The sequence below is a fragment of the Thermococcus sibiricus MM 739 genome (assembly GCF_000022545.1).
GTDB lineage: Archaea > Methanobacteriota_B > Thermococci > Thermococcales > Thermococcaceae > Thermococcus_A > Thermococcus_A sibiricus.
The window spans coordinates 1,834,244-1,845,800 of record NC_012883.1 but is presented as its reverse complement, the minus strand read 5'-3'; the positions used below and the strand labels follow the sequence as shown (position 1 = coordinate 1,845,800).

The following is an 11,557-nucleotide window of genomic DNA, read 5'->3' as shown; positions in this document are numbered from 1 at the left end:
TAATTATGAAGATGGTGATAACTATGGGATCATTCAAGATACTTATTATTGCTCCTCACTACAACACTTTTGTGAAGGGATCTACTGAAGGGCTTAGTCCCTTTGTAGATGAAATAAACGTGTTAGTCCACCATAACTATCTATCAGAACTTGCTTCGTATTTGCCATTTTCATACTTTAGGCATGTAGAGAAGTTCTCAAAAGAAAAATTAGTCGATTTAGCTGAAAAACCGAAAAATGTGAAAGTTAATGTAGTTTCGATGCTCTATTTTCTCCCTGATGGACAAAACACAGGTTTGGGAGACAAATTGTTTAGAAGGTATAGTATATTCATACAGCAGAACAAGATAGAGTTTGATTTAATCCATGCTCATTTTACTTGGCCGAGTGGGTATGCTGCAGCGAAGCTATCAAAAGAGTTCAGCGTTCCACTGGTGATTACTGGTCATGGTTACGACATTTATGAGCTTCCGTTCAGGGGCAGGGAATGGTTTAAAAAAGTTAAATTTGCCTTGGACTCTGCAGATCACATAGTTACAGTAAGTAAAAGCAACTTTACAATACTTACCACCAAGCTCGATATTCCTGAGGACAAAATCTCTGTAATTCCTAACGGCTTCAATTCCCATAAGTTTAGGCCAATGGACAAATTACTTGTCAGGGAACAACTTAACCTTCCGCGGGACAAAAAAATAATTCTGAACGTTGCTAACTTGGTGCCAGTAAAGGGTCAAAGCTATTTAATTGAAGCTATGGAGAAAGTTGTGAGTCATAGGAAGGATGTTATGCTTATCATCGTTGGAGATGGGCCGCTCAAAAAGGAGTTAGAGATTCAAATTAAAAAGTTGAACTTGGAAAATTATGTTATGCTTGCTGGAGCTAAACCCCACAGCGAAATCCTCCTGTGGATGAACGCTGCTGATTTATTCGTTTTGCCGAGTTTGAGTGAGGGGAATCCCACGGTGATGTTCGAGGCTCTCGGCGTTGGTTTGCCCTTTGTTGGGACCGCTGTCGGCGGTGTGCCCGAGATCATAGTTTCCGAGGACTACGGCTTACTCTGTCCGCCCGCTGATCCAGAATGCCTAGCGGAGAAAATTTTAAAGGCCCTTGAGAAAGAGTGGGACAGGGAGAAGATAAGGAAGTACGCGGAGCAGTTCACGTGGGAGAATATTGCAAAGGAAACTCTGAAGGTTTACGGGGTGGTTCTGAAATGAAGAATAATCTTAGAACCTTTACTTTACTGTCAGTAACATTCTTCTCCCTGCTCATTTTGTCCTCCCTTACCTTTTACTATCGAGAACAAGCTTATGTACGCCCAGAGAGTTATTTTTATCTGCTGTCTTTAGCTGTAGCAATTGTGTTCGCGCAGGCTTTGCTCCTTAGAAACTCTAGTAGGTGGGTTAAACTCACGCTCTTTGCGGAAGTTCTCTTTATACCTCTGTCATTTGTTCTAACACAGCAAACCCTCTACAAAACTGTTTTAGGTAGAGATCCTTGGGCTCACTGGATTTTCGTAGAGGAAATTGCCAGAAGAGGGTACATTCCCCTATATAATGAAGTTCCAATACCTTATGTTAAAATGCCGAATTTCCATCTGCTAATCGTGAGTGGGATTGTTTTAACAGACTTAAAGTATAAGTGGGCTGACCTCCTGTTTGCTGGAATGCCAACCTTAATTTTGCTGATGCTGGTGGCATACTTATACTCAAAGAAACTTTTCGGAGGTAAAGTCGCACTGGCCTCAATTCTTTTAGTGGCAATATCTGATAACGTTTTGGACATAGCAGGCAAAAGTATCATTCCAAACAGCGTGGGTGTGGCGCTGGCATTTTTGATATTCTACCTTGTATACTTTAGAAGCCTGAATGATAGCAAAATTAAGTTTTTGGCAGTACTACTCTCAATATCTCTTGTCCTTATGCACACGGTGAGTTTTAGCCTCTTGATCTGGCAAGTGGTCGTTGTATCGATCTTAGCTTTAGTTTTTAAGGAGAAGGAGGCTAAGGAGTATTTAACGTTTTTAGGCTTTTTAATTGTCCTAGCCTTCTTCGAGTGGGCGTTATATTCAGGATTCTATTTGAAAGGTCTAACTGCTATTTTTAAACAATTGTTTATTCACGGATTTGATGTTGAAAGGTATGAAGCCAGACTTCCAGTATCTTTCTTAGATGTCTTAATGGCACGGCTGGGAATGCTCCTTTACTTTGCCATTGCAGGGATATCACTTCTCCGGATGTTTATTCTGCTCTTTAAAAACAAGTTTAGAGATAAGCTGATGCTGAGCAACGTGGTGTCAACTGGGGGGATAGTTGCTGGAGTTGCGACTTTCCTCAATCCCACTTTAAGCCAAATTTCACACAGGTTCTGGTATTATGGTGAGGTATTGTCATCTGCTTTTGTAGGATCGCTACTCGATTATTTTGGAAAAGATAGTAATTGGAGAAAAATACTTTCAATAATTTTTATTGCCCTCTTGGGTGTGTTAATGTTAAGGGCAAATGTGGCAAACGATGATAACCCCCTGGTGCCCCAATACTCCATCAGAACTGGGTGGTATGATTCTGAGATATCAACAGCAAAATTCGTGACAACACACTCTTCACTTCCAGTAGCTACTGATATTGACTTCCAGCACTTTTCCTCAGTTATCGTGGGAATGCTTAATGAGGACCATAGATCTTTTCCAACTTGCAACCTCCAGACTTTTGATGCTATTATCCAGAACAGGGACTGTTTAGCTCTAATACGGGTAAAACTTATCCAGGATAGGTACTTTGTTTTGGGTAAAGGGTATTCTCAGCGGGCATACCTGTCTCTTGGTGCCGAAACTAAGGAAGTCCTTTCAAGGATCTTTGTGTTCAAGAATGCCATTTACAATACTGGGAGTGTCATTGCCGTTGTTTAAACTTCTGGAGAAGGTAATAAAGCATGTTTAAATCTCTGTTTAAAATAAAACGGACTGGAATGAGCAAAGTGTTGATTACAACTTGGTAAGCATACGTTAGAGAAGAAAAGTTTACACGAACAAAATTGAAATATCCCTCTAATGCTCTTATATTAACTTTGGCCTTTTTTCGTGAAACACCAACTTTGTGCCAGACTTTAGAACTGGGAACACAGATGACCCTCAACCCTTTGCGATTGGCTTTTATACCTAGCTCAACATCTTCGTTCCCAAAGAAGTATTTGGAATTCAATGTCTTAAAATATTTGGTATTCATCATTAAGGCGGCCCCTGTGATCCATTCAACATTTCTAGGATGGGTGTCTCTTTCAGAATCTTTACTAGAAGAATATGCCCAAAGCCACCACCAATGGATACGTCCACCATCAAACCAAATTACATCACTTCTCCCTTTATAATCATAATAGTAAATTTTTGGCCCAACAATCCCTATTTTTTCGTCGCTTTCAGCAACTTTGACAAGCTCATCCAAGAACTTTGGATCAACTACCGTGTCGTTGTTCAAAAGCAGTATGTATTCGGGATTCAAAACGCTTAGTGCAAATTTTATTCCTATGTTATTCCCGCCTGCAAAGCCGTAATTGTCCTTGTTTTTGATCAAGATCATTCTCCTATCAACGTCATACTTCTCATAAAGTGGCCTGTTGAACCTTCCTTCCCTCGCATCGTCCTCACTAACCTCGAAAACCTTAATCGGCTTATTTTCTGTATTATATTCAAAAAACTTTGAATTAACCCTGACTTTCCCCTCAGCATACTCCTTAATCTTTTGAACAGAATCATCCTGGGAACCATTATCAACAACAACAACATCGTAATTAGGATAAGTGATCCTGTAAACCGATTCCAAGCACTCTATCGTATCCCTCCAGCCGTTCCAGTTCAAAATAATTATAGAGACACGGGGAAACACCAATTACACCTCAAGAATATAGAAAAGTTAAAAAGTTTAAAAGCTTTGTTTTTTAACATTTTAGCAGCAGTTGTGTTAATAACAAAAGGACCCAAACTTTCATTTCCCCGTTATGGGCCCGAGTTCAGCAAACACTTTATTGACCCTTTTAACAATCTCCCTATATCTCTCGTTCTCTTCTTTGAAGTGCTCCGCTTTCTCAAGCGCCCTGTCCGTAAGCTCCATTATCTCAGTTAACATCAGTAAAAGCTTCTCATTAAGGGTTTTATACGCTGTTTTTTCCATTTCAAGTTTCCTTATTTTCTCCCTGAGTTCTTTATTCTCCTCTTCAAGAGCCTTAACTCTTTCTTCGAGCGATTTAATCCTTTTGTCCCTAAAAATTTCAGTTATACGCTCCAAAACCTTATCCCAGAAGGCCATCTGGGAAGTCGAGAACCTCCTGAAGCCCTTCCTATCCTTCATCTGGGTTTCATAAAACTCCCACAAAATGTCCCTAATTTCTTCAGGGGCTTTCTTTTCTATAAAAATCTTCACGAGAAAATCCTCAAACCCCTCCTGCTCCTCCCTCTCATGCCCACCGCTCGCCATATAAGCAAGGTACTTCAGTCCCTGGCTCGAAAGCGAGTACCTGTACTCATAGCCCCTGTGGCAGACCTTCCCGCTCTTGGTCATAACTTTCCTCTTCACCCTCCTCCTCTTCAGAAAGCCCATGGCGTAGAGCCTTCTCAAGTCGTTAGAGATCATCTTCTTGCTAACCCTGCGGTAAACCTTCAAGAAAGCGGGATTTGCTATTAACGCTGGATTGGAAATTGCCTCCCTAAGGCGGTCGCTAAGTTCCCTCGCCGTGAACTCGCCCGTCCCGAAGTGTTCGTATATTATGGTGAGCAACGTTCGGAAGTCAAGGATTTCCGAGTTCATCATATAATATTATGACGAACTCTATTAAAAGCTTTACCCTCAAGTTGACCCCTGTTAAGTGCCGTGAATTTTTTACGGGACTACCTTTGTATAGTGAAGTTCGACACTCACAACCTCACTGGAGTACAAGGTCTATGAAGGCATCGACTTCTCCAAGTTCGAGAGGAATGACGTCTTTATCCCCTGCCTTCTGAACGTACACTTTGTCCTTATCCTTCCACATAAACCAGAACTCTAAATCAGAACATTTGGTATTTATTAAATCTTTCTTTTTAGGTTCTTTTTCGAGCAATAAAAGAATTAATATGCGCCCGTTCCTAAGAAGAACTACTGAATCAAGCGTATCGGCTCCTGCCAGTTTGCTTTTCTCTTGGATGAGGAGCCTGAGCTTTGTCCTTTCCAAGATGCTATCGACCTCGTTGAGGTCTAGCATTTTTGATCACCATATCATTTTCTGATATAAAATATTGTAAAATGATATTTAAGGTTTTCGGGATAATGAGGATGGGGATATGTTTTTCTTTTTCTCGTGTTTGGGTAACTTGAGTCGCAAAAAATTCACGGCTCTTACCGCCTGTATATGGGGGTTTTCTAGGGATATTAGGCATATTCCATAGTATGATATATGAAAAAAACCTTGCAAAACTGCAAAAACAAACAAAACTTGGAAAATGGATGAAAAAATTGTGCAAACGCTGAAAACTGACTGCAAACCATAATAGAAGCCCAGTTGGTGGTGCCCCATGGTTTGAAAGCGGATTAATGAATGCAAATTGCTGCAAATGCCAAGCGGAAGACAATGCTCGCATTAGACCTTATTTAAACTGACCAAAACAGCCTGGCAAAATCCACAAATCTTAAAAAATTTTAAGGATTTTCTCTCTCCTCAATGGATGTAACTCAATTTGGGGGATTCGAGAAAGTTCGCCCTTAATTTCTGGAATTGCTAGAGTATTCTTTGGAAAATAAAGTTTTCGCTTTTCGGTTCTCATTTTTTGTAGGCTTTTGTGCGTCTTTCTCATCATTTGCACCATTTTCTCACCTTTCTCTGCTCGTGATGTGAGAGAACTGCTAAGCATTTCTTTTTCCGTTGTTTTTCAACACGCGTTTCTTGTGAACGTCAAAGGCTTTTCTAGACTAATTAAGGATTATAGAAGGTTCGAGCATGTTTTTGTCGCTCACAGTGGCTCTAGAGGGCCTTATACTCGAAAATACGAAACCCGAATAAACCTTGTTTGGGTACCCAAAAGCATATTAACGAAAATAATTCAAAACCATTAGGGGAGTGGGTATGGAAGTTCTAGCAAAGTTTCACGTCGTCGTTCACAAGATCGGCAGGATAATAATCCCGGCAGGCACGAGAAAGTTCTATGGAATAAATGAGGGTGATTTTGTTGAGGTTAAGATAATAAAGTACGAAAACAATGAAAAAGCGAGAGAAGGAACTTTTACAGCCCGTGTTGGTGAGCAAGGGGCCTTAGTCATCCCCAAAGCCCTTAGGGAGGTCATGAATATAAAGCCCGGAGATGTGCTGGAGGTATTGCTGCTTGCACATTACAAAGCAGATAAGCCCAAACGAAATGATTAAATTATTTAAATCTGATAAGAAATAATGGAGGAAATGCTTATGCCGACTGACAGAATAAGCTTATGCAAAATTATTAACTTCCCAGTAGTCACAGATTACCGGGGGAACCTAACATTCATTGAAGAAAACAAGCATGTGCCCTTTGAAATCAGGAGGGTATACTACTTGTATGACGTCCCTACTGGAGCAACGAGAGGTGGACATGCACACATAAATCTCGAACAAGTGATTATAGCGTTGAGCGGTAGCTTTGAGGTAATAATTGATGATGGATACAAAAGAAAAAGTGTGTTCCTCAACAGGCCCCACTATGGCCTGTATATTCCACCTGGAATCTGGAGGGAGTTGGTTAACTTTTCTTCAAATTCAGTAGCTTTGGTGTTGGCATCGATGCCATACGATGAGAAAGATTATATAAGGGACTACGAAACTTTTAAGAAAATGTCAAGGGGAGGTTTTTGGGATGAATCGGATAGAGAAGTTAGAGAAAAACTCAATAAACTTACTCGGGAAGCAAAATGAAAAGACTGAAAAACTTGTTATAATCGGGACGGGAGAAACTGCAGAAATTGCTTATGAATATTTTACTGATTATTCCCCATATGAAGTTGTTGCATTTGCCGTTGAGAGGGAGTACTTAGATAAAACGAAGTTATTTGGTCTTCCAGTAGTTCCTTTCGAAAATGTAGAAGAAATATACCCTCCTGAAAAATATAAGGCGTTTGTTGCAGTAAGTTACACAAAACTTAACCGAGTTAGGGCGAGATTATATCATGAAGCCAAGAGAAAAGGGTATACTCTGGTAACATTTATTCATCCAACTGTGTTCATAGGCAGGGACGTTGAAATTGGTGACAATTGTTTCATATTTGAATATAATAATATCCAGAGAAAAGTCAAAATTGGAAACAACGTTGTGATTTGGGCTAAGAATCACATAGGGCATAGAAGTGTGATAAAGGATCATTGCTATTTAGCATCTGGTGTAATAATTTCCGGTTTTTGCGAGATTGGGGAATACAGTTTTTTAGGGGTTAATTGTTCGTTAAATGATAGGATAAAAATCGCCAAAGACACTATAATAGGAAATGGGGCGATAGTAGTAAAAGATATAACAGAACCGGGAGGAGTTTATGTGGGAAATCCTGCCCGCAGACTTCCAAAAAGTAGTTATGAAGTATTTGGTGTTAGGGGTGACGAGATATGAAGTGGAGAAAGATGGGACGCATATATGCTCCAAAAGGTGAAAAACCATGGATGCAACATTCTGCAATGACGCCCACTCCAATTTTACTTGACGACGAGACCATCAGAGTATACGTGGGATTTAGAGATAATGAAGGTGTTAGTAGAATCGGATATGTAGACGTTAAGGCTGACAACCCTTCGAGGGTATTGGACATTTCCATGGAGCCAGTTCTTGATATAGGGATTCCAGGTGCTTTTGATGATAATGGTATGATTCTGGGGGATGTTGTTAAGTACAAAAATAAAATTAGAATGTACTATGTTGGATTTCAGCTTGTTAAGAAAGCAAAGTTCTTAGCATTTAGTGGTCTTGCAATAAGTAAAGATGAAGGGTATACATTTAGAAGGATTAGCAACGCTCCTATTTTGGATCGTATAGATAGAGAATTGTATATAAGAGCTATTCATTCAGTCCTTTTTGAAAACGGAAAGTGGAGGATTTGGTATGCGGCCGGGAATAAATGGGAATACATAGGGGGGAAACCTTATCCAAGTTATGACATTAGATACATTGAATCAAAAGATGGTATTACATTTGAAAGGAAACCTGGAACTATAGTTATTCCTAACAACAACACTGAATATAGAATTGGCCGTCCAAGAGTATACAAGTTTAATGAAAAGTACTATATGTTCTATACGAAAGGCGTTAAACGAGGAAATCATTTTGACTATCTTCCCGGATTCGCCGAATCTTTTGATGGGATTCATTGGGTTCGAAAAGATCATGAGATTGGTATTACTCCCTCGCCGAGAGGCTGGGACTCCGAAATGTTGTGTTACCCATCTCTCATTCAGTATGAAGATAAGATATATATGTTCTACAATGGAAATGGTATGGGTAAGAGTGGTTTTGGTTATGCAATATTAGAATCTTGGTGATAGTTATGGGAAAATTTGATCACCCAAACATCCAAAAATTTGCTAACGAAATTAGTATAAGAGAGTATTCTTCCAAATTTAGAAAAGAATGGGACAAGTTTATATCAGAATCCAAAAATGGCACATTCCTTTTTTACAGGAACTATATGGAGTACCATTCTGATAGATTTGAGGATCATTCATTAATGTTTTTTTACAAAAATACCCTTGTTGGCGTTATGCCAGCAAATATTGAAAAAGACAAGATTTATTCTCATGCGGGTCTAACATATGGAGGCGTAGTATCTGGAAACAAGATGAGAACTCCTGTAATGATGGGTCTTTTTAAAGCCCTCACAAGCTATCTCGAAGATATGGGAATAACTAAGCTCGTTTATAAACCTGTTCCACACATATATCACATAATCCCTGCAGAAGAAGATTTATATGCACTTTTTAGGTTTGGTGCTAGGTTAATAAGGAGAGACGTATCTTCAACCATAGATCTCACAGAAAAGATACGATTTAGTAGTGGACGTAGAAGGAGTATAAAAAATGCTAAATCGCATGGCTTAGTTATTAAACAAACTGATGATTTCGATACATATATGAGTATAGTAGAGGAGAACCTAAGAAAAAAATATGGGGTGAAGCCAACCCATACTGCAGACGAGATAAAGCTATTGGCAAGTAGATTCCCGGAACATATCAAACTTTTTGCAGTTTATTACAAGGGGGAAATGGTCGCTGGGGTAATAATGTATGAGAGTAATAAAAAAGTTGCTCATGCTCAATACATAGCCTCGAATGAAATAGGAAAAGAGTTGTATGCTCTGGATTATCTTTTTGATTATTTAATAAACGAATATTACTCTAGGATTAACCCACGAAAATATTTTGACTTTGGTATATCTACAGAGAACGAGGGTAAATACCTTAATTTTGATCTCATAACATATAAGGAACAGTTTGGTGCAAGGGCAACCGTTTATGACAGATATGAACTGAAAATAGGTGATGAAATATGATCCCATTCGTCGACGTAAAGAGGGAATATCATGAAATTAAAGAGGAAATTGACAATGCAGTTCAGCGGGTTCTTGAAAGTGGTTGGTTTATCCTTGGGGAAGAGTTAAAAAAATTCGAAGAAGAATTTGCAAAATATCTGGGAGCTAATTACGCTATTGGCGTGAATTCAGGTTCAGATGCCCTCTACTTGTCCGTTAAGGCTCTTGGAATCGGAAGAGGGGATGAAGTTATTACTGTCTCGCACACATTCATCTCCACGGTTGATGCCATCGTAAGAAACGGAGCAAGGCCAGTGTTTGTGGATATTGATCCAGAAACTTACACAATTGATGTAAATCAAATTGAGGAGAAAATTACAAAAAAGACGAAGGCAATCATACCCGTTCACTTGTATGGACACCCTGCGGATATGGATCCAATAATGGAGATTGCTGAAAAACATGGGTTGTATGTAATAGAGGATGCTTCTCAAGCCCATGGGGCCGAGTATAAAGGGAAAAAAGTCGGCAGCATCGGCCACGTGGCCTGTTTTAGTTTCTACCCGACAAAAAACCTTGGAGCCTATGGAGATGCCGGTGCAATAGTTACAAATGATAATGAGCTTGCTGAAAGGTTAAGGATGATGAGGAACTACGGTTCACCTAAGAAGTATTATCATGATTTCATAGGGGTCAACAGTAGGCTTGATGAGATCCAAGCGGCTATTCTAAGGGTTAAGCTCAAATATTTGAACAGATGGAACGAGAGAAGAAGAGAAATTGCTAAATTATATAATGAGTTTTTAAAGGATACTGGAGTAATTACACCCGTTGAGAAAGAGTGGGCCAAGCATGTTTATCATCTATATGTGATAAGACATAAAGAAAGAGATGAACTTCAGCAATATCTACTGAGGAATGGAATAAAGACTCAGATTCACTATCCAGTTCCAGTTCATCTCCAAAAAGCTTACCTTGACCTTGGGGTTAAGGTAAGACTACCTGTCACAGAACAGATTAGCCAAGAGATATTGTCTCTTCCAATGTTTCCACATTTGAGTGATACTGAAGTGGAGAAGATAGCGAGGGTGGTCAAAGATGCGTCCAACGGTTAGTGTTATAATGCCATCCTATAATCATGAGAAATACATTGCCCAAGCAATTGAGAGTGTGTTAAATCAGACTTTTCCTGATTTTGAGTTAATAATTATTGATGATGGATCAAAAGACAGATCCAAGGAAATAATTAAAGCGTATGAAAAAAAAGACAAACGAATTCGCGCAATCTTTCATAAAAATAATAAGGGCATTGCTAGAACGATGAATGAAGGATTGAGAAAAGCAAAGGGCAAGTTCATTGCTCTTTTTTCTTCAGATGATGTGTGGGTCAAGGACAAACTTGAAAAACAACTTAAATTCTTTGAGAAAAATGATGATTTGGTAGTTTGGTCAGAGGGTTTAGTGATCGATGCACAAGGTAACCCAACAGGGGGGACCTTTACTCAAATGTATGGGGCTTCAAAAAAGAAAAAAAGTGGTAACCTCTTTGAAGAACTTCTAAAGGGCAATTATATTTTTGGTCAGAGCGTTATTTTAAAAAAGAAAAATATCAAAGATATAACATATGATGAACGCCTAAAATATCTAAATGATTATAAGTTTATGGTTGATTTGGCATACAATTATGAGTTCTACTATATTCCCGAACCATTAGCAATGTACAGAATACATGGAAAAAACAGCATCCTATCAGACAGACGTGAATGGTTAAGAGATCAAATACTAGTCAGCACGTATTTTTTGGAACGATATGGAGATAGAATATCGAAAAAACTAAGGGCAATGCTATATCACAGAATAGCCTCTGCATACGCTCAATTAGGTGAACGCAAAATTGTGCTAAGTTACTTACCGGTTTTAGTTAAGATTGATCCAATTAGTTTGTACCCCTTAATCTTGTTAGGTCTTGTTGCTACGAGTGAAAACAGTCTAGGAAGAAAAATCCTAAGGAAAGTTTATTATTTGCTATTATATAATATCTAAAATCTAAGATAAAA

At 39.0% G+C, this 11,557-nt stretch carries 13 protein-coding genes; 9 read left to right on the top strand and 4 right to left on the bottom strand.

Features of this window, described 5'->3' with window-relative positions:
* Window positions 1-5: 5 nt before the first annotated feature.
* Together TSIB_RS10015 and TSIB_RS10010 are read left to right on the top strand one after the other, a co-directional pair.
* Window positions 6-1,214: a glycosyltransferase family 4 protein gene (locus TSIB_RS10015; RefSeq protein WP_015850324.1), complete on the top strand. Its 1,209-nt coding sequence runs from the start codon at window positions 6-8 to the stop codon at window positions 1,212-1,214.
* Window positions 1,211-2,905, top strand: coding sequence for a hypothetical protein (locus tag TSIB_RS10010; RefSeq protein ID WP_015850323.1), 1,695 nt, complete (start codon window positions 1,211-1,213; stop codon window positions 2,903-2,905). The genes TSIB_RS10015 and TSIB_RS10010 overlap by 4 nt, the downstream gene beginning before the upstream one ends.
* On the opposite strand, the gene TSIB_RS10005 is transcribed toward TSIB_RS10010, so the two are convergent.
* From TSIB_RS10005 to TSIB_RS10495, 4 genes are all read right to left on the bottom strand, one after another.
* Window positions 2,889-3,878 carry a glycosyltransferase family 2 protein gene (locus TSIB_RS10005; RefSeq protein ID WP_048160727.1) on the bottom strand — a complete coding sequence of 330 codons (990 nt, stop codon included), beginning with the start codon at window positions 3,876-3,878 and terminating at the stop codon, window positions 2,889-2,891. The genes TSIB_RS10010 and TSIB_RS10005 overlap by 17 nt on opposite strands.
* A gap of 99 nt (window positions 3,879-3,977) precedes the next feature.
* A complete protein-coding gene (locus tag TSIB_RS10000) occupies window positions 3,978-4,796 on the bottom strand; it encodes a V-type ATP synthase subunit I domain-containing protein (protein ID WP_148206191.1) in 819 nt (272 codons plus the stop codon).
* 115 nt (window positions 4,797-4,911) lie between these two features.
* Window positions 4,912-5,229 (bottom strand): hypothetical protein, encoded by a 318-nt coding sequence (locus tag TSIB_RS09995; protein ID WP_015850320.1) that lies wholly within the window; start codon window positions 5,227-5,229, stop codon window positions 4,912-4,914.
* A gap of 424 nt (window positions 5,230-5,653) precedes the next feature.
* Window positions 5,654-5,830: a hypothetical protein gene (locus TSIB_RS10495; RefSeq protein ID WP_187146408.1), complete on the bottom strand. Its 177-nt coding sequence runs from the start codon at window positions 5,828-5,830 to the stop codon at window positions 5,654-5,656.
* 257 nt (window positions 5,831-6,087) lie between these two features.
* Between TSIB_RS10495 and TSIB_RS09990 the strand changes: the two genes are divergently transcribed.
* Genes TSIB_RS09990 through TSIB_RS09960 form a run of 7 tightly spaced genes read left to right on the top strand, consistent with a single transcriptional unit; the run spans window position 6,088 to window position 11,543 of the window.
* Window positions 6,088-6,384 (top strand): AbrB/MazE/SpoVT family DNA-binding domain-containing protein, encoded by a 297-nt coding sequence (locus TSIB_RS09990; RefSeq protein WP_015850318.1) that lies wholly within the window; start codon window positions 6,088-6,090, stop codon window positions 6,382-6,384.
* Between the two features lie 24 nt (window positions 6,385-6,408).
* On the top strand, window positions 6,409-6,906 hold the full coding sequence (locus TSIB_RS09985; RefSeq protein WP_228359812.1) for a sugar 3,4-ketoisomerase: 498 nt from the start codon (window positions 6,409-6,411) through the stop codon (window positions 6,904-6,906).
* Window positions 6,848-7,591 (top strand): acetyltransferase, encoded by a 744-nt coding sequence (locus tag TSIB_RS09980; protein ID WP_015850317.1) that lies wholly within the window; start codon window positions 6,848-6,850, stop codon window positions 7,589-7,591. Before TSIB_RS09985 ends, TSIB_RS09980 begins: the two co-directional genes overlap by 59 nt.
* The gene (locus TSIB_RS09975) at window positions 7,588-8,514 is read left to right on the top strand and encodes a glycoside hydrolase family 130 protein (protein ID WP_015850316.1); all 927 of its coding nucleotides are present in this window, start codon (window positions 7,588-7,590) and stop codon (window positions 8,512-8,514) included. Before TSIB_RS09980 ends, TSIB_RS09975 begins: the two co-directional genes overlap by 4 nt.
* Before the next feature lie 5 nt (window positions 8,515-8,519).
* A complete protein-coding gene (locus tag TSIB_RS09970; protein WP_015850315.1) occupies window positions 8,520-9,521 on the top strand; it encodes a GNAT family N-acetyltransferase in 1,002 nt (333 codons plus the stop codon).
* The gene (locus TSIB_RS09965) at window positions 9,518-10,615 is read left to right on the top strand and encodes a DegT/DnrJ/EryC1/StrS family aminotransferase (RefSeq protein WP_015850314.1); all 1,098 of its coding nucleotides are present in this window, start codon (window positions 9,518-9,520) and stop codon (window positions 10,613-10,615) included. Before TSIB_RS09970 ends, TSIB_RS09965 begins: the two co-directional genes overlap by 4 nt.
* Complete coding sequence (locus tag TSIB_RS09960; protein ID WP_052293238.1) at window positions 10,599-11,543, top strand: glycosyltransferase family 2 protein; 945 nt, start codon at window positions 10,599-10,601, stop codon at window positions 11,541-11,543. The genes TSIB_RS09965 and TSIB_RS09960 overlap by 17 nt, the downstream gene beginning before the upstream one ends.
* Window positions 11,544-11,557 lie beyond the last annotated feature (14 nt).